The sequence below is a fragment of the Amylolactobacillus amylophilus DSM 20533 = JCM 1125 genome, assembly GCF_001936335.1.
GTDB lineage: Bacteria > Bacillota > Bacilli > Lactobacillales > Lactobacillaceae > Amylolactobacillus > Amylolactobacillus amylophilus.
On sequence record NZ_CP018888.1, the window covers coordinates 91,813 to 116,016 of the forward strand.

22 protein-coding genes and 3 pseudogenes are annotated in these 24,204 nt (G+C 41.8%); 2 read left to right on the forward strand and 23 right to left on the reverse strand.

Annotation, left to right across the window (positions count from 1 at the left end; translation table 11 throughout):
* Positions 1-117: 117 nt before the first annotated feature.
* Positions 118-1,159: pseudogene (locus LA20533_RS00475) on the reverse strand (GIY-YIG nuclease family protein).
* Between the two features lie 92 nt (positions 1,160-1,251).
* Between LA20533_RS00475 and LA20533_RS00480 the strand changes: the two are divergent.
* Positions 1,252-1,866, forward strand: a complete 615-nt coding sequence (locus LA20533_RS00480; protein WP_056946275.1) for a lysophospholipid acyltransferase family protein — start codon at positions 1,252-1,254, stop codon at positions 1,864-1,866.
* 98 nt (positions 1,867-1,964) lie between these two features.
* Here the strand turns inward: LA20533_RS00480 and LA20533_RS00485 are convergent, their stop codons facing one another.
* The 4 genes from LA20533_RS00485 to LA20533_RS00500 form a co-directional block, all read right to left on the reverse strand.
* Positions 1,965-3,755, reverse strand: a complete 1,791-nt coding sequence (locus tag LA20533_RS00485) for an ABC transporter ATP-binding protein (protein ID WP_054744939.1) — start codon at positions 3,753-3,755, stop codon at positions 1,965-1,967.
* Complete coding sequence (locus LA20533_RS00490; protein WP_056946277.1) at positions 3,748-5,505, reverse strand: ABC transporter ATP-binding protein; 1,758 nt, start codon at positions 5,503-5,505, stop codon at positions 3,748-3,750. The genes LA20533_RS00485 and LA20533_RS00490 overlap by 8 nt, the downstream gene beginning before the upstream one ends.
* Before the next feature lie 52 nt (positions 5,506-5,557).
* Positions 5,558-5,788 carry a YneF family protein gene (locus LA20533_RS00495; protein ID WP_054744938.1) on the reverse strand — a complete coding sequence of 77 codons (231 nt, stop codon included), beginning with the start codon at positions 5,786-5,788 and terminating at the stop codon, positions 5,558-5,560.
* Positions 5,789-5,854: 66 nt separating this feature from the next.
* On the reverse strand, positions 5,855-6,103 hold the full coding sequence (locus LA20533_RS00500) for a DUF896 domain-containing protein (protein WP_054744935.1): 249 nt from the start codon (positions 6,101-6,103) through the stop codon (positions 5,855-5,857).
* Between the two features lie 85 nt (positions 6,104-6,188).
* On the opposite strand from LA20533_RS00500, the gene lexA reads away from it, so the two are divergent.
* Positions 6,189-6,812 (forward strand): transcriptional repressor LexA, encoded by a 624-nt coding sequence (lexA, locus tag LA20533_RS00505; RefSeq protein ID WP_054744934.1) that lies wholly within the window; start codon positions 6,189-6,191, stop codon positions 6,810-6,812.
* Positions 6,813-6,883: 71 nt separating this feature from the next.
* Here lexA and LA20533_RS00510 read toward each other — a convergent pair whose 3' ends face one another.
* The 18 genes and pseudogenes from LA20533_RS00510 to ffh form a co-directional block, all read right to left on the reverse strand.
* Positions 6,884-7,357 carry a Dps family protein gene (locus LA20533_RS00510; RefSeq protein WP_054744932.1) on the reverse strand — a complete coding sequence of 158 codons (474 nt, stop codon included), beginning with the start codon at positions 7,355-7,357 and terminating at the stop codon, positions 6,884-6,886.
* Between the two features lie 353 nt (positions 7,358-7,710).
* Positions 7,711-7,944, reverse strand: a complete 234-nt coding sequence (locus LA20533_RS00515) for a tyrosine-type recombinase/integrase (RefSeq protein ID WP_054744930.1) — start codon at positions 7,942-7,944, stop codon at positions 7,711-7,713.
* A gap of 5 nt (positions 7,945-7,949) precedes the next feature.
* Positions 7,950-8,384 (reverse strand): annotated as a pseudogene (locus tag LA20533_RS00520) (hypothetical protein); the annotation flags it as partial.
* A 117-nt stretch (positions 8,385-8,501) separates the two neighbouring features.
* On the reverse strand, positions 8,502-8,963 hold the full coding sequence (locus tag LA20533_RS08400) for an alpha-amylase family glycosyl hydrolase (RefSeq protein ID WP_056946278.1): 462 nt from the start codon (positions 8,961-8,963) through the stop codon (positions 8,502-8,504).
* 272 nt (positions 8,964-9,235) lie between these two features.
* A complete protein-coding gene (locus tag LA20533_RS00525) occupies positions 9,236-10,102 on the reverse strand; it encodes a class C sortase (RefSeq protein WP_056946279.1) in 867 nt (288 codons plus the stop codon).
* A gap of 30 nt (positions 10,103-10,132) precedes the next feature.
* Positions 10,133-11,689, reverse strand: coding sequence for a SpaH/EbpB family LPXTG-anchored major pilin (locus tag LA20533_RS00530; RefSeq protein WP_056946280.1), 1,557 nt, complete (start codon positions 11,687-11,689; stop codon positions 10,133-10,135).
* Positions 11,690-11,705: 16 nt separating this feature from the next.
* Positions 11,706-15,635: a SpaH/EbpB family LPXTG-anchored major pilin gene (locus LA20533_RS00535; RefSeq protein WP_162254386.1), complete on the reverse strand. Its 3,930-nt coding sequence runs from the start codon at positions 15,633-15,635 to the stop codon at positions 11,706-11,708.
* A gap of 369 nt (positions 15,636-16,004) precedes the next feature.
* Positions 16,005-16,283 (reverse strand): DUF3165 family protein, encoded by a 279-nt coding sequence (locus LA20533_RS00540; protein ID WP_056946284.1) that lies wholly within the window; start codon positions 16,281-16,283, stop codon positions 16,005-16,007.
* 14 nt (positions 16,284-16,297) lie between these two features.
* Positions 16,298-17,653, reverse strand: a pseudogene (locus tag LA20533_RS00545) (GTP-binding protein); the annotation flags it as partial.
* A 92-nt stretch (positions 17,654-17,745) separates the two neighbouring features.
* On the reverse strand, positions 17,746-18,165 hold the full coding sequence (locus LA20533_RS00550; RefSeq protein ID WP_056946286.1) for a cytidine deaminase family protein: 420 nt from the start codon (positions 18,163-18,165) through the stop codon (positions 17,746-17,748).
* 69 nt (positions 18,166-18,234) lie between these two features.
* Complete coding sequence (gene rplS / locus LA20533_RS00555; RefSeq protein WP_054744911.1) at positions 18,235-18,585, reverse strand: 50S ribosomal protein L19; 351 nt, start codon at positions 18,583-18,585, stop codon at positions 18,235-18,237.
* A 149-nt stretch (positions 18,586-18,734) separates the two neighbouring features.
* Positions 18,735-19,190 carry a DUF305 domain-containing protein gene (locus LA20533_RS00560; RefSeq protein ID WP_056946288.1) on the reverse strand — a complete coding sequence of 152 codons (456 nt, stop codon included), beginning with the start codon at positions 19,188-19,190 and terminating at the stop codon, positions 18,735-18,737.
* A gap of 77 nt (positions 19,191-19,267) precedes the next feature.
* Positions 19,268-19,723, reverse strand: coding sequence for a YbaN family protein (locus LA20533_RS00565; protein WP_075362763.1), 456 nt, complete (start codon positions 19,721-19,723; stop codon positions 19,268-19,270).
* Positions 19,724-19,846: 123 nt separating this feature from the next.
* Positions 19,847-20,587 carry a tRNA (guanosine(37)-N1)-methyltransferase TrmD gene (gene trmD / locus LA20533_RS00570; RefSeq protein ID WP_054744909.1) on the reverse strand — a complete coding sequence of 247 codons (741 nt, stop codon included), beginning with the start codon at positions 20,585-20,587 and terminating at the stop codon, positions 19,847-19,849.
* On the reverse strand, positions 20,577-21,098 hold the full coding sequence (gene rimM / locus LA20533_RS00575; RefSeq protein WP_054744907.1) for a ribosome maturation factor RimM: 522 nt from the start codon (positions 21,096-21,098) through the stop codon (positions 20,577-20,579). Before rimM ends, trmD begins: the two co-directional genes overlap by 11 nt.
* A gap of 11 nt (positions 21,099-21,109) precedes the next feature.
* Positions 21,110-22,141, reverse strand: a complete 1,032-nt coding sequence (locus tag LA20533_RS00580) for a D-alanine--D-alanine ligase family protein (RefSeq protein WP_054744906.1) — start codon at positions 22,139-22,141, stop codon at positions 21,110-21,112.
* Between the two features lie 238 nt (positions 22,142-22,379).
* Positions 22,380-22,661 (reverse strand): 30S ribosomal protein S16, encoded by a 282-nt coding sequence (gene rpsP / locus LA20533_RS00585; protein ID WP_054744904.1) that lies wholly within the window; start codon positions 22,659-22,661, stop codon positions 22,380-22,382.
* A 100-nt stretch (positions 22,662-22,761) separates the two neighbouring features.
* Complete coding sequence (gene ffh, locus LA20533_RS00590; RefSeq protein ID WP_056946291.1) at positions 22,762-24,198, reverse strand: signal recognition particle protein; 1,437 nt, start codon at positions 24,196-24,198, stop codon at positions 22,762-22,764.
* Positions 24,199-24,204 lie beyond the last annotated feature (6 nt).

A 24,204-nucleotide genomic window follows, 5' to 3' on the forward strand; every position in this document is an offset into this window, starting at 1 on the left:
GACATAGAGCCGCACTCCAGTGGAGCACCACGCCTCTAATCACACCTAATGTGGATTTGTGCCTAAAGCGCACTGTTACATGATAATGAATTCTGCGACCAAAAGCAAGCAATTTAGTCATCTTTTCGGATATTTTTGAGTTGGATTGAACTGGCGAAATTTAACACCCTGTTCGGTCAAAAATTGTTCTTTGAACGCCCTTGAATGATGCTTAAACCAGTACTCTCTTTTTAGTGCTGTTGACTTATCGGCGAACTCCTCAGAGTAGAGTAATTTGACGGGCCGACGTGTCTTAGTGTACTTTGCACCCTTACCGGCATTGTGGGTGACGACACGTGCAGCCACATCGTTTGTAAAACCACCATAAAATGTCAGATCAGCACATTGAAGTACATAGAAATAATATTTCTCACTCGCCATCAATCATGTCCCAGATTTCTTTTGTATATTCATCATTCTCATTGTGCACGATGATATCGTTCTTCAGGATTAGGCCCTCAGGATTTGAGTTCTTAGTGGCCTGGAGTACGATCAGGTTAGTGTCCTTACCGGTCTTTGGGATAAACGGCTGAATATACTTGATTGTGAGATTGTATTTCTGCATTCCAAGGATAATCTCGTTTAGTCGTTCTGGGCGGTGGACCATAAAGAACTTGCCGCGTGTCTTCAGTAAGCCACTTGCCGTTTGAATCACCTGCTCCAGATTGATTTTGATTTCATGCCGGGCAATCGCTTTTGCCTCATCTGGGTTCACGGTGTGGCCAGCTGGCACTTTGAAATACGGCGGATTACAGACTACGACGTCGTATGTATCCTTTGCCAGGAAGCTGAATGCATCGTTCACATCAGCCTCGTGCACCAGCAAATGGTCCTCCAAGTCATTCAACAGAATGGAACGTCGAGCAATATCGGCCATCTTCGGCTGGATTTCAACGAGATCGTACTTGGCCTTATTTTGTGCAGCCAAGAAGAGGCTCGCGGCTCCGTTGCCCGCACAGAGATCCGCTACTTTGTGGTTATCATGAATGAATTCGGCAGCAAAATGGCCGAGCAGCAATGTATCAAGCGAGAAAGCAAAGCTGTCATTTGTCTGAATAATTTGAATTCTGTCCTTCAGAATGTAGTCGACTCGTTCGTCTGAGTTGAGTTTAACCTGCATGAATTTTCCTGTTTCTAGTCAGATTGGCACTTAAAGATTTTGCTATCTTTTTATCTCTGCTATAATAACATAGTTAGAAATTAGGTGAAAAAATGTTCTATAAATTTATCCGTCCCGTTGCCCGCTTCGTTGTCTGGGCTCTAAACGGGCACTTGCACGTCTACAATAAGGAGCGCATTCCGAACGGAAACTACATCCTGGTTGCGCCGCACCGAACATGGTGGGAGCCCATTCTGTTCGCCCTAGCAGCAAGTCCAGACGAATTCATGTTCATGGCTAAAAAAGAATTGTTTAAAAACCCCATTCTGCGTTTCATTCTGTTGCACGCACATGCATTTGAAGTTGACCGCGATAATCCTGGTCCTTCGGCCATCAAGATTCCGGTTCGCGGTCTAAAAGACGATCAACTGAGCTTAATCATCTTTCCTTCAGGCACCCGACATTCCAGCGAGTTAAAGTCAGGCGCCTTTGTGATCGCAAAGTTAGCAAAGGTACCACTGTTGCCGGCAGTCTACCAAGGTCCGCTCAGTTTCAAGGGTCTGCTTAGGCGCCAGCCACTCAAAATCACTTTTGGTGAACCAATTGAGATTGACCGGAAGACGAAGGTCAACGATGAGACAGCCCCCGCTCTCTTCACCGAACTTGAGCAGGCTTGGGCCAAAATAGACCAGGAACTAGATCCCTCATTCAAATACATCTCTAAATAGTAAAATCGCCCAGAAATTAATCTGGGCGATTTTTCATGTGGTCATCATGCCTCATTTCAAAATTCGGGTTGACCACTTATCTTTTGTCAAAATATTCATTAGACTTGCGTCTGTTGGAGCGTGTAGAGATCATAATAATAGCCCTTCTGCGCCAGTAATTCATCATGTGTGCCAGACTCGACGATTCGACCCTGATCTAACACGATAATCTGATTTGCATCAGCAATGGTCGATAATCTATGAGCAATCGCCAATGTCGTTCGGCCATTTCTGATTTTCTTCAAGCCATCTTGTATCAAACTCTCAGTTTCTGTGTCGATATTCGCCGTTGCCTCATCGAGCACCAGGATCTTCGGATTAGTGACTACTGTTCTCGCAAAAGAAAGTAGTTGTCGCTGACCACCGGAGAACTGTGCTCCACCCTCAATAACCCGTGCGTGGTACTTCTTTGGCAGCTTATCGATGAAGCGGTCTGCCTGCACGAATTCCGCGGCCGCTCGCACCTGCTCATCAGTTATCTTGTCGTTGAACAAGCGAATGTTCGAGCTAACATCACCGTAGAACATAAATGGGTCCTGTAGTACAAGGCCAAGTTTCGCACGTAACTCGTCTTTTGTGAATTCCTTGATATTGTACCCATCAATTAGAATTTCACCCTCATAGTATTCGTAGAACCGCATCATCACGTTAATAATTGAACTTTTACCACTACCGGTATGGCCGACGATACCAAGCGTCTGCCCAGGTTCAACAGTGAAACTCACATCATTCAAAATTGGGTTTTTACCGTCATATGAAAAGTTGACATGTTTAAATTCAATTCTGCCCTCAGTAATTTTAGCGACTGGGTTGTTCTCCTGGGCAGGGGCCAACTCGTCGTTATCGAGAATTCTAAAGATACGACTACCAGCGACGACACCATCCTGAAAGAACGTCAACGAATCCATTAAATCAGCCATTGGGTTGAAGAAGTTCGAGGTGTAGTTAGCGAATGCGTAGACAACACCGGCTGGCACGAATGTCTCGTGCAGCGGGAAGCCGAAGTATAACAAAACAAAGGTTAAGGCAACAGAATAGAGCAAAGATGTGATCGGTGATAGCAGGAATGAGTTCATCCTAATCATCGCATTTCTTGTATCCAACTGTTCCTTATTGGTCTGTTCAAATTCGCCGTCAATCCGTTTCTCCTGGCGGAATTGCTGGATGACCGTGATACCTTCGATTGATTCGTTTAACTTAACGTTAATCTGACTCAACTTCTCACGAAATCTCCGGTAGAGCTTTGAACTAAAGTGTGTGTAAAGCCAGACAAAGAATAGTAGTATCGGAATAAAGGCCATAACGATGAAGGTGGCCGTATGATTCGTGGTCCACATGGCCACTAGTGCAGTAATCATCGAGAATAGCGCGATAATCAACGTTGCAAACACGTTCCAAAAGTCCGCCAACGTACTCGTATCGTTCGTCACACGAGAAACAATCGAGCCGGCAGGTGTCTGATCAAAGTAACGCATCCCGAGGTTGTGCAGCTTCCGAAAGATGGTCCGTCTCACATCCTCTAAGGCACGTTCGCTGCCCATCGAATACATAAAGTAATAGATATATTGCAAAATGGCCTTCAGGATACTTCCAATAGCATAAATGGCCGCAAAGCCCAGGATAATCTGCACTGTCGCGGTCTGTTTAGTGAGGAAATTATCCATGAAGTATTGGAGTAACCGTGGTAATAACATGTTGATGACACTCACCAAGAATGCCCCCACAACCGCAATAATAAATGTCCACTTGAACGGTTTAACGAAAGTGAACAAGCGCTTCATGATCTTGAATTGTTCTTTTGCCGGAATATTCTTCGACCAGATTGACCGGTATTGTTCTTCATCATCCATCAATCTCACCTCCTACCTTGACTTCTAATTGTTGTTTCTCCCACATCTCATAGTACCAACCACGTGAAGCTAACAGTGATTCATGCGTGCCTTGCTCAACTATCCGGCCATCGTTGATTACCAGTATTTCGTCAGCATGCATCACAGAAGTGAGCCTGTGGGCAGAGATAATCGTGGTAGCATCTTTTCTATCTTCCTTCAGGTGGCCCAGAATGGTCTCTTCTGTTTTGGCATCGACCGCGCTCAGCGCATCATCCAAAATGAGGATCTCCGGGTCTTTCAAAAGTGCACGAGCAATTGCTAGACGCTGCTTTTGACCACCAGATAACGACACCCCGTTCTCCCCAACCAAGGTATTGTAGTTTCTCGGGAACTGCAAGATATCATCATGGAGCGCGCTTTTCTTGGCTGCGGCCTCCACTTGCGACTGCTCGGCATCGATATTTGCAAACCGAATATTATCACGAATGCTAGTTGAGAACAAAAAGTTGTTCTGTGGCACATAGCCAATCGCATGTAACAAGTCATCCAGTGGGATATCCTTGATGTTCTTCTCGCCGATTTTGATTGAACCAGTGTAGTTATCAAACTCCCGCATCAGCAGCTTGATAATCGTCGACTTACCTGCACCAACACGACCTACCAACCCAAGCGTCTTACCCATCGGCAACGTAAAGTTGATGTTTGAAAGTGTCGTGTGTTCTGGCTCGTCTGGATAAGCAAAACGTTCAACCTCATAGGTCAAATCACCAGTGGCCAGCTTACTTGGCTGCTCGTTGACCTCCTTAATCAGTGATTGCTCGTTCATGAGTTCCATCACCCGATCATAGCTCGCACTACCACGCTCCAAGACATTGAACAAGCGCCCGATTGCAAACATCGGCCAAACCATGGCTGAGATATATGAGATAAACGAAATCAACTGACCAATTGTAATTGTCTTGTTTGCAACCAGCATCCCGCCATAAATAATGGTAATCACGTAAGTTGCACCAATGATCAGTGTCGTTAAAGGGTCGAACATAGAATCGAGCTTGAAGACCCGCTTGTTGATTTGGATGGTCTTGTCAACCATCTGGTCAAATTCCGCAGTGTCTTCCTTCTCTTGGCCGAAAGTCTTGATGACCTTCACACCAGAGATACTCTCCTGTGTCTTATTATTCAGCTTAGAGAACGCCGCCTGTGAGTGGCCGAATGCATCGTGCAGTTTCGTACCTAACACACGAGCCATTACGGCTAAGAACGGCATCGGAATCATGGCAACCAGGGTCAAACGCCAGTCTACAAAAATCATCATAGCGATAATGGTCGAGCCACCAGTAACAATTGAGTCAACCAGTGTCAAAACCCCAGCCCCTGCGACTTGCTGAATCGCACTCAGGTCGTTTGTGGCGTGTGCCATTAAATCACCAGTACGATGCTTCTGATAGAACGTCTCATCCATCTGCATGAAATGCCAGAATAACTTCGAACGCATTGTCCATTCAAGCTTGGCCGCGCCACCCCAAATTTGGGTGCGCCACAAATAGCGAAATAGGTACAGCAGAATTGCTGCACTTAAAATCGCGCCGATTAACGTGAAAAATCTCTCCCAAGTAATTGAGCCCGTATCAATTTGGTCAGCCATCATACCTAAGATTCTAGGTGGGATCAAATTGATAATTGCTGTCAGAATCAAAAAACCGATTCCCAATGTATAACGTTTTCTTTCGGCTTTGAAGTACCAGCCGAGTTTCTTAAATATTCCCATCTTAAACCTCGAATGAATATGAAAAAGGCAGGTAAATACCCGCCTCAGTCAACTATTTCTTAGAAGATTTGCTTTGTGCCTTCATGCTGGCCATCATTTGGTTAAGCTTCTTTGCAGAAGGCTTCTGACCCATTTGACTCATCATTGCACTAATCATTTCCTCATTGATTGGTGGATTCTTTTCAAAATACTTCTTCATATAGTTTCTCGCTAGGAAGAAGCCACCAGTGGCGCCACCTAGTATTCCAATTACTACGATTAATATCCAGATACCTGTGTTCATATACTTATTTATCCTCCCAAAATTTCAACATTATTAGTTTACACAATATTAGCTCTCATTGAAAGTCTAATCTTGTCTTAATCCTTTTTCTCTTTGTGCGGCCTTTGCTTTTTCGGATGTAACATCGTTACCGTGCTCATCGACCAGTTTGATGTTTTCAACTGTTTGCCTGAATCCGGCGCGGAAATCCTTCAGGAAAATCTGGTGTAATTCCTTTCTTTCCTCGACCTCTGCAGCGGTTAATTCGCCAGCCTTTTTCTTCGCCGCTAGCTCATTAATTCTCTGCACTAACTTGGCTTTTTCTTCCTTATTCATTGTAAAACCCCAATCTAGAACATTTGTTTGCCTATGACAAAAATTTGTGATACCCTTATCTTAACGAAAAATACGGAGTTTAGCCATGACAAAAGTCCACGAGAACAAACAAATTGAAATATTAAGATTCATCTACGAGGCAGTTGAGGATCGCGGGTTTCCACCAACCGTCCGAGAAATCGGTCAATCAGTTGGACTTTCTTCTACTTCGACCGTCCATGGTCACCTTGAACGACTAGAGCGCAAGGGCTATCTAGTCAAGGATGCCACAAAGCCACGGGCAATTGAGGTCACTGATTTAGGACGTGAATTAATTGGTGCGAAGCAGAAATCGATTCCGATGATCGGTGTCGTAACTGCGGGCCAGCCAATTCTAGCCGTTGAAGATATTACAGACTACTTCCCTGTACCACCTGAACTTGAAAATTCGGATGACGAGTACTTCATGCTTACTGTGCACGGTGAAAGTATGATTAACATGGGTATTCTTGATGGTGACAACGTAATTGTAAAGAAACAATCTAGCGCAAATAACGGTGATGTAGTTGTCGCAATGACCGACGAGGACGAAGCTACCATCAAACGCTTCTACAAGGAGAACGGTCATTATAGACTACAACCAGAGAATGATTATATGGACCCTATCATCTTGGATTCCGTTCAGATACTGGGGAAACTTGTCTCCCTCTACAGACAATCGATTATCTAATATAGAGTATTACATGATTAATGTAAAGTAAAAGACAGCCGGTTGGCTGTCTTTTTTGTTTTGCACGATCTTTAATCAAGCGGAGCTTGACCCAAGTATGCATTAATCATCCAGATGATCTTATCGGTCTCACTCTTGAATCCATTTAGCATGTCCTGAGTCGGAAAATCCTTTTCCTCGTCGGTGATCTCAATCCCCTTCTGAAATTGGTCACGCAGATATTTGAATTGATCAACGAGGCGTTGCATCAGCTCCTGCATACTTAATTCATCGAACTGGAGCTCCTCATCTGGAATACCAGTATTCTCAATGAACTCGTGAGTCGTCGCAAAAGGACTACCGTTCAATGCAATTAACCGTTCTGCAATCTCGTCTTTTTGTTGATCAAGTTGCGCACCATATTCATCCATGAGCGGATGTAATCTGAAGAAGTTCTCACCGCGCATATACCAGTGAGTCTGTTGAACCACCACACCCAACTGACTGATATCCGCAATCAATTGATTCAGTTGCTCTTTGGTGTTCGGGAAATCATAGTTTGCCATATTGTTCCTCTTTTCCAGAAAATAATGTATTCGGTTACACTACTACTGTAACATGGAACTGATTCATTCTAAAATTTCCTGTTTAGAAATTATCCTTAGCTGGAACTGACTGTATAACCTATTGATTTGCTAAGTTTTAATAATTTACAGAGTGCACCAGCAAATTACTAATCTGGCCATAAAATTTTCACTCTTTCACTACTCTTCCTCACTATTCCCCAAACCCTTATAAATATTGGCTTTAGACTGATAATAAGAATATATAACTTCCTCATACTTCCCCGTATTTCCCTCGTTTTGTATACTTTTTTGGTGCTAATTTTTACGTTCTATGGTGCTAATTTGGTGCTAAATTAAATAACAATATTATTCAGTTTTAGATTCATTTCTTGGCGTGATTCCGGTAATACGTGCGTGTAAATATTATTCGTAATACGTGAATCACTATGTCCGACTCTCTCCATCAATGCTTTTTGTGGCACACCTAGTGCTGCCATCTGAGTGATGTGACTATGACGAAGCATATGCGCTGAAAATATAGATGAATCTTTTCCAAATAAGTTAGCTCTAGCCCCTTCCATTTTCATGTAAAGATTAATTGCTTGAGTCGTAAGTTACTCATCGAAAAGCAAAGGATGTCACGTGCCACTGCTTGGACGATATTCTCAACAAATTTCGGACCAGAGCTCTCAAGCCGTTCCCACTTCTTGGTAGCTCCTACACCTTCATAGGTAACTGACTCCCCTCCGAAGCGATTCTCACCAATCGCAGGTTTGACATAGGCAAGCTTTCTTCCCGACAGTAAGTGGATGAATAAAAATCCCGATTTGTATTCAAATTTGATGTCATGAGTTGCGGTTTTACTTCGTTGTTTGATGCAATCCTTCACTGCTTTATCAACGTCCCACCAAAGGTTGATGATTGCGGGATTCGATTCACGCCACGAGGAAACAAGTGGTTGAAGTTCATCTTCTGTTAGACCAATATTAAGTGCTCCCATTGCCTTGAGCGCACCAACTGATCCACCCAGTTCGTTCAGGCCTTCTTCACCAAAATTGGAAGTGTGGTTGAAAACTACGTCCTGTATAATTTTCATCCCCTTGGCATGCACGGCATCAATCAGAGTTTGATAATCAACCCCATTTCATTCGTACCGATAGTCCACTGCATTAAAATTAGAAGCATGGTAACCATGATAGTCATAGCCAGAATTGTTTTGGACAACAGGAGTAATCCAAATAGCCGTGAATCCCAATGCTTTAATGTAGACTAACTGTTCAATTAAGCCGGCAAAGTCACCACGCCAGGATGGATCACTTTCAGGATTATTGGCCTTCTTGTCTTCAGACGTGCGGGCATTATTGCTTGAGTCACCATCATAAAAACGAGTTGTAATCAAAAAATAGATGGTTTCATCTCGAAAATCCGTCCGTGAATTGGCATAGAGAATCCCCCGATCTTTCGCTGACAAAATACCTGTATTTTGAGTATTTGCAAAGACGGTCTGTGAAAACAAGGGAAGCATGTTTGGAACGATAGTACTCGCCCCAAGCACCATTGACATGGTTAGCCTTGTTACTTTACTTGCAAACTGTTTCTTTTTCATTCATCACCTTTTTAAACATTCTTTTATCTCCAACAATTAGGAAGCACTTTACAGTCTTCCTAAAACCAAATGAAATTGTGCAACCGTTTTCATTTTAACTCAAAAAAATAAAGTGGACCGATTTATCATTATCGGAACAGCCACTTTATTTTATGGGATTTTCTTAGAATAAATTAAGTATACCGAGACAAGCAATCGAAATGAATTCCTATCTCAAAGCGAAGTCATCATCCATTCTCGTCATTAAAAAAATTTGAGTCCGCCGTCTTGGACTATGAACGTGTAGGAGAAGATTTACCGCTTCTTCTAAATTTTCTAAATATGACTATGAGGATAAGGAACAATACCAATCCTAGTATCACTATCGGCATAAAGGTGTAGTAGTCAACTTTTGCTTCCTTCACTTCACTTTCCATTAATTTTGGAACATAAGGAACCCGGTGACCACGAACGAGCAGGCGATGACTGTTAATCATATAAGGTGTACAGGTGATAAGGGTAATGTAATCCTTCCCTTTCTCAATCTGCAAACTACTAACATCTGTCGGTTCTACCACTTTGATATCATCCACTTGGTATGCATGTATCTTAGCTTCCCCAAGCTCAATATAAAAGTGATCCCCCTTTACCAATTCTGGTAAATCTGTAAAGAGTTTTGCCTCCGTCAGACCACGGTGACCAGAAATCACAGAGTGAGTAGACTCCCCTCCAATCGGAAATGATGTCCCCTCTAGATAAGCAGCTCCCTTTGCAAGGAAAGCTTCTGTCGTCTGGTCAAAAATAGGCAAGCGCACCGCTATCTTAGGAATAGAAATTACTCCGATGATATGATCTTCATAGATAACCTTTGTCTGCTCAATTTTCTTGGCTTCTTCCGAAAATGGATCAAAGCCTGGAGAAATATTTTGATAGGCAAACTGCCTATTCATCTCCTTCATTTTTTCAAGTTGTTGTTGGTACTCTTCTTTACTTTTTTGATTAGATTCTGCCTGATAATGACTAATCAACTGTTGATTGATCAGGTCATTTAAAGAGTTCCGAACAAATGGGTAGGAGAGAACGCCTAGACCAGCAACCAAAATCAATACCATAATTGTATCAATTATTTTTCGCTTGCCGTTTTGTCTGGTGCGAGCCATGTTCTCACCTTCCTATTCATTTAATTATTATTAGTCATTTTTACGACGAGATGTAAAGTAAACACCTGCAAGACCAACCATGGCAACACCAAGAGCTACAAAGAGGATGATACCTTTACCACCAGTTGAAGGAAGGAAACCTTTAGGTGTGTTGAAGATATTGACAGGTTTAGTAGAAGTTGTTGTATAAGAATTTTCTTCTACAACAAATTCAGTGTAAGCCGCTTCACCAGTTGGTAATGCATAGCCTTTTGGAGCGTTTGTTTCTTGAAGTTGGTAGGTACCATATTCAAGACCTTTTACATCTACAATACCATCTTTAGTAGTACTATAAACAGTTGCTTTAGATTTATCAGTTGTCCAAACACCATCGTCTGCTGTTGCAACGAAGTATTCTGCATCTGCTGCTTTAGATTTACGAACAACGAACTCTGCACCATCAAGTTTTTTGTTATTATTATTCACATCAACTTTGACAAATTTGTAACCACCAGTTTTTACAGTTTCGAAATCTGTTGGAGTGTCTGTATTCCATTTGCCCACACCTGTTGTACCGTCGTTACCAAAGATAGCTTGGGCTGTATTGACAATATCAGTGTCAACATATTGAAGAGAGTTGATCTTCATTTGGTAGTTAAATGAAATTTCTTTATTAGCAAGAGTTGCTAATTTTTCAATACCCGCTGCTGTCAAAGCTGTTGTTACAGTTGTTGTGCCTGCAACTGCATCTCTTGCTACTGTTACTTTGTAATCATCAGATGTCAATGTTGTACCATCTGAAACTTTTACTGAGTATGAATTTGTATTTTCAATAAAGGTTAGTTGATTAGTCTTGAAAGTATCTACAAATTGGAAAACATTATATAATTTTTTTGCTTCACCATCTTTATTCAATTTTGTTGCTGCAATATCAGCAGGAATGGTTGTTTTCAATTGATAGTTGATAGTTTGACCAATTGAGAAATCAGTTTGTTTCTTACCATTCTTTTGACTTGTAATTTCTTTGTCAAACGGAATATCTTTAGTAGTATTTTTTGGATAAAGGTGGATATCTGTAAGAACAGTATCATTTGTCCCTTGTTTGTAGATTGGAAGGCTTACAACCAAGTTTTCTGCGATAGTGTCAACACCATCACTTGCTTGTTCTACAAAAAGGTATACTGCATCGCGCCTATCAGTCGTCGGACCAGATTTAGCACTTAAGCTAAAGGCTGCACTACCATCAGCGGCGGTAGTCTGAGTATCTACCGCAGTCTTACCTGATGGAGCATCACCTGCTTTACCTTGAACTGCAGTAACCGCATCTTTGATAGCTTCTGAAGCAGATTTCGTTTCGACAGATGCATCATAAGCAGCATAATATTTTTCTGTGACATCATAAGCATCAAATGTGATGCCTGGTAGGAAGTTATATTCACCATCTAAAATATCACCTGTATTAGTGATCTTATCTGTATGGTCTTTTACTTTATGTAAAGTAATTGATACTTTCTCATCATCCGCAGCCGATACGACTGTGGTAAACAAATTGCTAAAGATACCGACAAAAAGTGTCGCTAGTAAAGCCAAAACTTTAATCTTCTTCATTTTTATTCTCCTCGAATTAGTTATCTTTTCTTTTCCTAATCATCACAAGTGATGAAGCCATTATCAACAATCCCACAAATGCGGTTGATGTTACAACGGTACCCGTTTCTGGCAATCGAATTTTCGGTTTTTTGACGTTAAATATCGATAAGACCGGACCTTGGGAATAAGTTGAAACCCCAACAGTAAATGCAGTTGGTTTGTCTTGTAAGACATAACCAGAAGGTGCTCGTATCTCACAGGCAAGATACTCGCCATATCTCAATCCTCTTATCTCAAAATAGCCATCATCATCCGAAGTTAAACGAACAACCCCAGATGCATTTGTAGCTACCTTTTCGAATTGATACTTTCCTTCCTTGTAGGTGAGGACCGTATCGTCAGTAGGATTTTTGATAACAAAAGTTGCCTTGGCTAAGGGATTTTGTTTCCCCTCAGCTGCACGTTTGATGAATCGAAAACCTCCTGTTTGGACATTTTCTCTATCGACCAACGGGGTCAAATCTCCTGGATAAAGGGTTGCCGTATTGACCAAATCTTGGTCAATAGCCGCAGTATCCTTAATAACCATTTGATAGGTTACTTCAAGTTTTTTCCCACCAAAGTCTGCCAATTTGGCTACATCAAACACTACTCTAAATTTATTTTCTGACAGACTTACAGCTTTGATACTATCTGACTGTTTTTCTCCGTCAATAAAAATCTCCAAACTTTCAGAAATAAATCGCAAGCCCTGATCGTAGACATCTTCTATCTCATAGGACGATAAATTCGTCATGTCTTGCGGAATGATTGTTGATAAGCGATAGGGTATCGGCTTACCAAAGCTATAACTAGACTGTTTCTCGTCAATTGTTTTATCAAAAGTAAATATTCCATGTGACTTTGGAAACAAAGATATGAGTGACTTTTCATTACCACTTTCATCCAATATAGGTAGAACAACCACCATATTTTCCATCTTCGTCACTGCTACAGGTGTAACCAATTCCCGTATGAGATAAACCGCGGGGCGCTGTTGACTGGTTTTCGGAACCGTGAAGCGAACTAAACCAGATTGATCCGTAGTTGCTACAGCAAGCGATTGTCCATCAATCTTGTTGCTTTTACTCACTGCTTCCTGCGCCTCTTTCAGACTTAATTTCTGACGATTGACGAGTTCATAGAAGCTCTTGGTCACATCCACAACCTCAAGTTTAGCACCAGCAACTGGTACTCCAGACTTATACTGCGTATCACTCGGCTGATAAACCAGACGATTTACTTCAAGTTGTACCTGCTCCTGTTCCTGTTCCTGAGCAGACACTACTTGCGTGTCCCCTGCAAAACCAGCTAGACCAGATGTCGCTACTATAAGGATGATCAAACATTTGAAGATACGTTTTCTCGCTATGAAAAATAGAAGAGCTACGATGGCCATCGTCAAGCCAATACCAACATAGCCTAAAATGCCATTTCCACCGGTTGTTGGTAGGGTTGATTTCCTCTTATTGTAGATTTCCAAGGTACCAGCATAGGATGTGTCAGTAGATGTGCTTGTAAACTTAAATGGAGGACTTTCATCAGTTTCAGCCTTCCTCGTATAGGTGACTGTTGTGAAACCTTTCAATTTATCGGTTGTGATGGTAAAGTAACCTTTTAATTGAATGAAACCCTCTACTGTCTGACTTTCAACTAGATAATAAGTATTATCTGCTTTAATCTGTCCGTTATTCAAAACAATTTTTCCGTCATCACCTGTTGTTACGGTATCTATCAGGGGCAGAGTTGAAAAGTCAGGCTCACCTGCACTATCATCACTATCATATAGTTTAAATTCCACACCTTGTAGCGTTTTTTGGAAGGTAGACGATAACTTTTCAAGCGTTAATACAAAATCTTTAGGTTTGTTGGTTTGAGTTGCCGAGTAAACATATCCATTTGTGCTTGGTGTGAAATCTCCTGTCAGCGGACCAGAAGAATCATATCCCGCAGGTACTGAAACCTCTTTCCATGAAAGATTTGGTGCATCAGGGAAATATTTGACAATAATTTTACCTGCCTCTCCAATTTGCTCAGTAACAGTTCCATCTTGTCCCAACAAATAAGACTTTCCAGTCAAGAACTGCTTTGCAACTGTTTTATCTTCTGTCCACTCAAAACCCGTAGTGTCAGCATTTAATTTCAAATAATACTGCTTATCATTTTCATTTTCTGTTTTTACTGTTTTTGATATAATAAAAGGCACATCATTCAAAGGCTGCTTCGTATCACTATCTGTTTTGGTCAGTTCCAGTTGATACAACTTTTTGTTTTCGGCTTCTGTTGTGACTGTATGATTCTCATAATTAACAACAAACCCTTTTTCATCCGGAAAATATGTCTGTTTCATCTCGTAGCCATCAGGCGCTGAGGTTTCCTTCCAGCGATACGTTCCATAGGTCAATTGAGTCAACTTAATCTTTCCAAGACTTTGGAATACCCCATCATATATTTCCATATCTTTTGAACCGGTCTCCAGGGTATCCACGTAACCAGAAGTTTTAGGATTGTAAAATTTTTGTACTATCCAGTTACCGTTCTCATCCTTTTTTTCGATTTGGAAACGTGCACCAGAAACCGGATTTCCATCTTGATCAACTTTACTCATTTCTGCAGTATAATAGTTCACAGGTAGTTGCAACATCTGAATAGCTTGGTTGTTCTGATAATAACCAGTTGAACCTGAGAATCCCCAATACACTGTATTATATATATCATCAACATGAAATACAGTTCCAACATCAACTGTCACTGTCTTTTCAAGGACATCTGTCCCATCTTTAGAGGTATCATATATCTTGGATATATTTCGCTTCCCTGTGTGACCTTGTCGGTAAATTTTGTAGGTCAATTTCCCTTCCGTCTTAGTGGTAGTGTTCGGCTCCCACTCCACTTCTAAACGGTGCCACTTGTCATCCGCTAATTTTTGTTCTGCGCCCTCAACCTGCCAACCATAAGTCGGATCCAAATTCTTAACGTTACTATTCCAACCAACAGATAGCATGTCACTATGCTTAATCATCGTATTATCATTATAAGTATCCGTACTGAATTGTTTAGACTTATTTATCGTAAGAGTATCTTCGTTCGCCTTATTATCTTGAAGATTATTCAGATAGTTGATACCTATATGCCCCAAGTTAGGGTTCGAACGTTCCTTGTCTCTAACAAACTGCCATAAGTCGTTGTCAGAATGCTGGGTTGTATTATTATGGTTATAGAAAGTATCAAATTCTAATGCGATACCATTGGTAACACCTTGCCTCATATCAGCCGTGTTATTTGAAGTTGATGCTGTATTGGCACTAAAGTTGGAACCATATACCCCTAGACCATTCCCAAGAGCTCCGTATGCATTAACTCCTGTATTATGATCGCTACCAGAGGTAGAAGCTACTGGAGTTTTATTATCATTGTGAATGGTAAAGGTGATCCCGTCAGCACCGGCTCTCCTATTTCCATCAACATTTTTTTCCGCTTGCCCCCTAGACCCTAAATAGACATAGGATATCATATGAAATGGCTCAGCGAGATTAATCTTATTGGACTCTTGGCTCCACATTACCCCAGCTTGCCACGGTGCATCACGAGTGATGACCGCAACCGAGCTATCATCATCGGGCACATATCCTTTAAGACTTTTAATTACTTTTAATTCATCAGGCCTCCAAGTTTCTTTCCACCTATAATCCGGGTTACCAGGCAGACCAGTATAATCCAGTATAGGGTAATTGAACATTTGTTTTAAGTTAACAGTATCTATTGGTGCTGGAGGTTCTGGCAAGTTCCTTGCAACATCGTTAGTAGCTTCCCTTGGCCACTCAGTAAGCTCATTATTCGGTAGTGCAAACACCTCCAACGGACTACTCCCAAGAGCTACAAGAAGAATCATCAGCCCCGTCACTAATTTCTTTATTAATTTCAAAAGCCCATTTCTCCTTTCATGAATAAAGCCAGTTAGCATCCAATTGAAATCATTCTGCACACAATGTGCAATCGTTTGCATTATATCATATAAAAATAAAAAAGCAAGCTCCTAAAATATTATATTTTTTTCATAAATACGGTTTTTATCTACATGTTTTCTTGGTATTTTTTCATTTATTTTCAAAATAAATTGTTACCGGTAACAATTTGCAAATTACCCATTTTTCGTGTCATTATTGACAAATAATATTATGCATACGTTTGCATAAATTTGTAATAAATAGTCTTGTTAGCTTTTTAAATATGCAAAAAACCACCAGCAAGTTAAGCTGGTGGCCTAAAGGAGGCATTCACGTTTTCACAAATTTTAGTAGGTATCTCTCTTCGTTCTTGATGAACGTTTGGTATTTGGTTTATCTAAATGATGAATATCCCACATAGCCCAGAATGCAATCATGAACATGATAATGGCAACCCAGACATGAGAAGAGAATTCTAAAACCTTTAAAAAAACTAATAAGAGGGCTATAAAAAGTGCTACCAAAACAAATACTGCAACCATGAGATTAATGGTTCCTCGAATATTGTTTGGTGCTGCAAAGATATAAAATAGCACCAGCAACATGGCTAAGATTAGATAAAACATGCCTCTCCTTTTTCTTATCCTTCTTCAGTCGCTAATTTTTTCTTTTTAGCAGTCTTATCACGCTCTGCCTTGTTCAAGACTTGCTTAGGAAGACGAATGGATTCTGGTGTGACTTCCATGTACTCGTCATCATTCAAGAATTCAAGTGATTCTTCAAGAGTCAAGATACGTGGTGTCTTAATAACCGCTGTTTGGTCTTTCGTCGCTGAACGAACGTTGGTCATTTGTTTAGCAGTTGTGATATTAACAGTCAAATCATTTTCACGAGAGTTTTCACCGATAATCATTCCCTCGTATACTTCAGTACCTGGATTGATAAAGATTGTACCACGTTCTTCGATACGCATGATAGAGTAAGTCGTTGCCTTACCTTGGTCGATAGAGACAAGGGCGCCACGGTGACGACCACCAATTTCACCAGGAACAACTGGTAGATACTGATCGAAAGTATGGTTCATGATACCATAACCACGAGTCATTGAAAGGAATTCTGTAGAATAACCAATCAAACCACGCGCAGGTACGAGGAAGACAAGTCGTGTTTGGCCATTACCTGTTGAAACCATATGCAACATATCACCCTTACGCTCAGAAAGGGATTGGATAACAGAACCTTGGTATTCTTCAGGAGTATCGATTTGCACGCGCTCAAATGGTTCCATCTTCACGCCGTCGATCTCCTTGATGATAACTTCTGGACGTGATACTTGAAGCTCATAGCCTTCACGACGCATGGTTTCAATCAAGATAGGCAAGTTCAATTAATTCACCACGACCTGAAACAGTCCATTTATCTGGTGAATTTGTTGGGTCAACACGAAGAGATACGTCTGTTTGCAATTCATCCAAGAGACGCCCTTCAATCTTACGTGAAGTTACCCATTTCCCTTCACGACCGGCAAATGGTGAGTTGTTCACCAAGTTTCTTCTTGGTCATCTGGATTGTCAGACAAAGAAGAAGTACCATTAATCGCTGACGCATAGACAACTGGGAATTCCAATTGATCGTCGTCAGCCCCAAGTTCGATGAAGAGTTCAAGCACTTCATCCACTACTTCTTCAGGACGAGTAGATGGTTTGTCAATCTTATTCACAACCACGATAGGTGTCAAGTTTTGTTCAAGCGCTTTTTTCAACACGAAACGAGTCTGTGGCATGGTTCCTTCATAAGCATCCACGACAAGGACTACACCATCAACCATTTTCATGATCCGCTCAACCTCACCACCAAAGTCCGCGTGTCCTGGTGTATCCATAATGTTGATACGAGTACCGTTATAAGCTACGGCAGTATTTTTTGCAAGGATGGTGATACCACGCTCTTTCTCAATATCATTTGAGTCCATTGCACGCTCATCCAATTGCGTTCTCTATGAATAAATAATAATAGGTACCTCTTTAATTCACACCATATAATATTTATAAATAAATTACAATAATCAACTGAAAGCGCTAGCCGAGATTAATTATTCTCTAGAAATCGCTCCTCGCCCCACCAGGCGGGTACAATTTCGCCTAAAGTGGTCGTCGTCATGGTCTCAATATCCAAAAGTATTTCGATCTCACTACTATGTTCGTCCAACTGCATCAAATATTCACGACAAGCTCCGCAGGGCGAACCGGGCTTTCCGTTTGGCATCACTGCGACAACTCGCGCAATTTTACTCTCGCCGTGGGTCAGCATGTTAGCAATCGCATTTCGCTCAGCACACATTCCTAGGCTACAGGCAGTGTCAATACTCACCCCCGTGTAGACATGCACATCAACCGTCATAATGGCAGCGCCGACTCCACCTGCGTAGATGAATGGTGAAACATCACGGCCATTTTGAACACCTCTAGCCTGATCATAGAGCTCTTGCCAAACATTATTTGTTTTCATCGTATCTCCCCGATATCATTCTTTTGTTCCTACAAAAAAATCCCCGAAACCGGGGATTTTACAAAGCTACTATTTTCTACGAGCTTCTTTAATACGAGCAGCCTTACCATGAAGGTTACGTAAGTAGTAAAGTTTAGCACGACGTACAGCACCACGACGAACGACTTCAATCTCAGCTACACGAGGTGTGTGAACTGGGAAAGTACGTTCAACACCAACACCACTACTAATCTTGCGAACAGTGTATGTTGCGCTGATTCCAGTACCTTTTCTCTTGATCACAACGCCTTCAAACATTTGGATCCGTTCACGTGTACCTTCGACAACACGTACGTGTACTCGAACAGTATCACCAGGACGAAAGTCTGGGACGTCGGTCTTTAATTGACTTTTAGTCAATTCATTAATCAATAGGTTCATTGCAATTCTCCTTCTACAACATTCATTCACAACTCGTTGTCAGCGGAATATTGATAATCAGTGACCAAGTCACATCTAAGTATTATACAATCATGTGTTGTCGTTGTAAATAAGAAAAATTCCAATCGACCAAATATCGCACAATTACACTATCTTTTATCTGATTCGAGCTCTTCAATTAGTTCCTTCATTTGAGAAATTTCTGCCTGTTGGGCGGAAATGATTTTCTCGGCCAAAGCCTTTACTTCGGGATTAGACAATTGCGCATTCTCACTTGTTAATACAGCAATCGAGTGATGAGGAATCATCGCCTTCATCCACCGCACATCGTCGACCGCTGTCTGACTTCTGACCATAAAGAGTGACAAACAAAAGATCGCCACGCTAGTCAAAAAGATCATGCCATTGACCTTCTTGTTGTGGTACATCTTACGCATGAAGAGCAACATAATAATGGCCATAACGGCACCCATCATGAGTGCCATGAACAATCGGGTTTGGCTGAAGAATACATGATCGACTGACGCGACATTCAAATACATCATGCCAAACATTACTACCGTTGAGAAGACAATCATGAGGACAAATTTCGCGTATTTATTCATCTACTATACCTCCTAAACTCAGTATAACTGATGGAATAAACGTGACTCAATCATAACGGTTATATAAAATTAAGCCACTAGATTTCATCGTCTGTCACGAACGATTTAATGACCGTGCTATTTACCCTAATTTCCGGATTAGGTTGCTTTGTGGTGGGTGATTTCAGCTGCTTAATCGGTTTCTTGTTTAAATAAATGCTTAGGCCAATCACCAAGCTAACGTAGGTCACAACCAAAATTATTTTGATCCACCAGTAGGGAACAAAGATGACCGAAATTAAGAAGACAATTCCCATCATGATAAACATGTGTCGTCGTTCTTTTTGCGTCATCTTCTTCTGGAGGAAAGGTGTGACATACTTTTGATAGCCCTTGAAACTCGTTAGTTTCTTGTACATCTTGTCAGAACTGCGCATCCAGAAGAAACCTGTCAACAAATAGAAACCGGTGGTTGGGAGTACAGGGAGGAAAATCCCCAGGGTACCGATAACAAACGTAATTGCCCCTAACGTCAGAAAAATATATTTCTTCATGTAGACTCATCCAATCATTTTATATAGTTATTTACATAGCCGGATTATAGCATACACGACCTGCCCACGATACAAATATATCTAGTAAGTTCACAGCGGGCAATTAGCTCCCACTTGACGAACTCAGTCCGTCGAGGCTAGCTCGTCTGCGAGCTCGATCTTAATGTCACTCAAGATAATTTCTTGTGCACGTGTAAGTTGCTTTTGTGCGAGCAGATCTGGACGATGAAGTAACGTCTGCTTCAAGGATTCGCGTTCGCGCCACGCAGCAATCTTCGCGTGATCCCCACTGATGAGGACCGGTGGCACCTCTTGCCCATGATAGTTAGCAGGCCGGGAATACTGCGGATACTCTAACAAACCATCGCTAAATGATTCATCGTCAGCAGAGGTTTCATTGCCCAATACGCCTGGTAAAAGTCTGGTAGTGGCGTCAATCATCGCCATGGTAGGTAGTTCTCCACCCGTTAACACAAAGTCCCCAATAGATACCACGTCGGTTGCCATGTCGTAGATCCGTTGGTCGAATCCTTCGTAATGACCACATAAAAATGTGAGATTGTCCTCTTTTGACCACTCACGAGCGACTGCTTGCTTGAATGGTTTACCTTGTGGGGCAGTGATAACTACCCGCCCGGGCTGCTTAATTGATGCAAGGGCATCAGCTATTGGTTGCACCTGCAGTACCATGCCAGGTCCGCCACCATAAGGAGCATCATCTACACTGTGATGGATGTTCTTCGCAAAATCACGAAAGTTAATCAAATTTAAGTTAACGATTTCGTTCTCCCGAGACTTACCAACAACGGAGTAGTCAAGGGCCGTAAACATCTCTGGAAAAAGGGTTAGAACATTAATCTTCATCGCGTAATCCTTCCATTAGCTCGACCTCAACTACTTGCTGCTCGAGATCGACCCGCTTCACGACATCTTTGATGAAAGGAAGCATAAACGACTTGCCATTACCCTCGTCGACGACCCAAACGTCGTTTGCTCCAGGTGCAAGAATCTCACTGACGGTACCATAAACCTGCTTAGTTATCTCATCAATCACCTTGAGTCCGATAATTTCATGGTAATAGTAGCTATTTTCGGTTAAATCATGCAGTTGCGCATCGGAAACATATAGGTTAGAACCCTTATACTGCTCAACCTGATTGATATCATCAAATTCGGAAAATGTCACCAGCAAGAAATTTTTAACTGACTTGACGGTTTTGACCGTGGCCGGAATCATGTTGTTCTGAAACTTGATGAACACCTTAGCCTTCTGGGCAAAACGCTCCTCAATGAAGTCGGTATTCGGAATCACTTTGACATCGCCGCGTAATCCGTGCGTATTGACAATTTTTCCTATCTCGTAAAATTCGCTCATTTTGTCCTCTTTTAGCGTTCTAGTGCAAGTGTGATTAACTTATCAAGCAACTCAGTCATTTCCATCCCCGCAGCAGCCATCATTGCGGGATAACGACTGTACGAGGTGAAACCAGGCATCGTGTTGATTTCATTCATCACTAAGCTGCCATCTTCTTGTAAGTACATGTCAATCCGGGCTAATCCCGCACAGCCGAAACTCCGATAAATCTTCTTTGCTGTCTCCTTGATAGAGTCACTCAATTCCCGTGAAATTGGTGCAGGCACGACAATCGTAGCATCATTTGAATTACGATTTGGATTCTTCTCTTGGTGAATTTTGAAGAAACCGTGGGTTAGGTTAATCTGGTCAATCTCGCCAGTTGTGAGTTCCGCCCCATTACCAAGAACTGAAACACCGATCTCAACCCCAGGAACAGCCTCCTCGATTAACACCTTATTGTCATAGATTCTCGCATCATCAATTGCAGCTTGCAGCTCAGATTCGTTATGGACTTTGTTCACACCAAAGGACGATCCAGAACGAGCAGGCTTAACAAACACCGGATAAGTAAATTTGCTTGAATCAACTTGTTCGCCTTCTTCTAAAGCCCAATGAGTTGGTGTTTTAAGTCCAGCGCGATTTGACATCATGTAGGTCAGAGTCTTGTCCCGGCAGAGGACGGAGCTCTCGATGTCACAGCCAACGTACGGAATCCGTGCTAATTCGAATAGTCCTTGAATAGAGCCATCCTCACCGGTCTTACCGTGGAGCATCGCAAACACAGCATCAATTCTGATTATCTGATGTTGCTCCTTGTGTAATGCGATTAGCCCGTGAATACTTTCATCAGGTGCGAGAATAACTGGTACAGCATTCTCATGGTCAAACTCATTATTTGGTTTGTCTGCTAGCAGCCACCTGCCATCTCTTGTGATACCAATGTAGATCGGTTCGTACTTGTTGGTATCAATGTTCTCCGCTACTGTTCTAGCTGATTTAATTGAAACATCGTGTTCCTCAGATGCACCACCAAATAGAATTGCCACAGTTAATTTACTCATCTTTTTATTTACTCTCATTCATTAAGTTATTTATTCACACTATCTATAGAAATAGTTTTTGACACAAATCGTGCTGTTAATATGATATCAGATATCAACCGAGATGCCACGTTTTAGCGAAAAATTATCAGGGACTTAAACAATCGAGCGTGACCGCTCACCTCAATAATTCAAAACAAAAAAATCCCAATCAGCCTCGCTGCTGCGAAGTAAATTGGGATTTTTATTTTTATCTAGCTTACTTGTTCCGTGCTGCTAACTTTGCTTCATGGAATTTCTTCATGATACCAGCATTTGAAAGTAAACTTCTCACAGTATCTGAAGGTTGTGCACCTTTATTCAACCAATCCAATACACGCTCTTCTTCAATCTTAATCTGTTTAGGATTTGATAATGGGTTGTAGTAGCCAACTTCCTCAATGAAACGGCCATCACGCGGTGTACGTGAATCTGCAACAACTAAACGGTAGAAAGGCTTACGCTTTGAACCCATACGACGCATCCGAATTTTAACTGCCATAATTAATAGATCCTCCTGAAATTTTTCAACTTTTACAGGATAACACATCTAGGATATCCTGTAAAGGTTTTTTACTTAACAGCGATTAATATTACTAAGTTTATGACTTGAAACGTTTAACATTCTTCAGGCGCTTCTTCTTGTTCTTCTTGACTTTCTTGGCCATACGATTCATTGCCATCTTGGAAATTTTACCGCCAAGACCACCGCCCATCAGCTGATTCATGTCGCCGAAATTACCCTTACTCATCTTCTGCATCATTTCCTTCGACTGTTTGAATTGCTTAATCATGCGGTTGACTTCCTGCACATTTCGGCCTGATCCGGCAGCAATTCTCCTTCTTCTAGATGGATTCAGTAAATCTGGATCTTCCCGTTCGGCTGGTGTCATCGAATAGACAATTGCCTTCAAATGAGCAATATCTTTTTCCCCGATAGACACGTTAGCAAGCGCTGGATTGTTCGCCATACCCGGGATCATCTTCATAATCTCGTCCATCGGGCCCATCTTCTCAACTTGCTCCATTTGATCAATAAAATCGTTGAAATCAAAGGTGTTTTCACGCATCTTCATGGCAACTTTTTCTGCTTGCTCTTGATCATAGTCCGATTGAGCCTTCTCGATCAAGCTGAGCATGTCACCCATACCCAAGATTCGGTTAGCCATTCTGTCAGGATAGAAGTTGTCTAAGTCCGTGAGTTTCTCGCCCTTACCCGTGAAGATAATTGGTTTGCCAGTAACGGCTCTAATCGAAAGCGCAGCACCACCACGTGTATCACCATCAAGCTTGGTTAAAACAACACCGGTCACATCTAATGACTGGTCGAAGCCTTCTGCAACTTGTGTTGCTACCTGACCAGTCATCGCATCAATCACAAGCAGAATGTTGTCGGGATGTGCAATCTGCTTCACGTTTTTGAGCTCCGTCATCAACTGCTCGTCAATTTCCAAGCGTCCGGCTGTATCAATGATCACGTAGTCATTCTTATTCTGTTCCGCCACCTGCAGACCATTCGTAACGATTGTTTCGGCTGTGGCACTAGTACCTTCATCATAAACCGGAACGCTTAGCTGCTCACCAATTACTTTCAATTGATCGACGGCAGCTGGACGATAAATATCCGCAGCAATCAAAAGTGGCCGCGCATGTTCGGTCTTCATTAGGTGATTTGCCAGTTTACCAGCTGTGGTAGTTTTACCAGTACCCTGTAGCCCAACCATCATAATAATCGTCGGAATATGTGGCGACTTGTTCAAACCAACCGCCGTCTCGCCCATCATCTTCGTTAACTCTTCGTCAACAATCTTGATGATTTGCTGACCAGGCGTCAAACTGCCCATGACCTCTTGTCCTAGGGCGCGCGTCTTAACGGCACTGACGAAATCTTTGACCACTTTAAAGTTAACGTCAGCTTCAAGCAGTGCAAGTCTGATCTCACGCGTTGCCTCGTTGACGTCATCTTGGGTAATCTTTCCTTTTCTTCTTAAGCCAGACAGCGCAGTTTGAATTCTCGTACTTAAATTTTCAAATGCCATAATTTA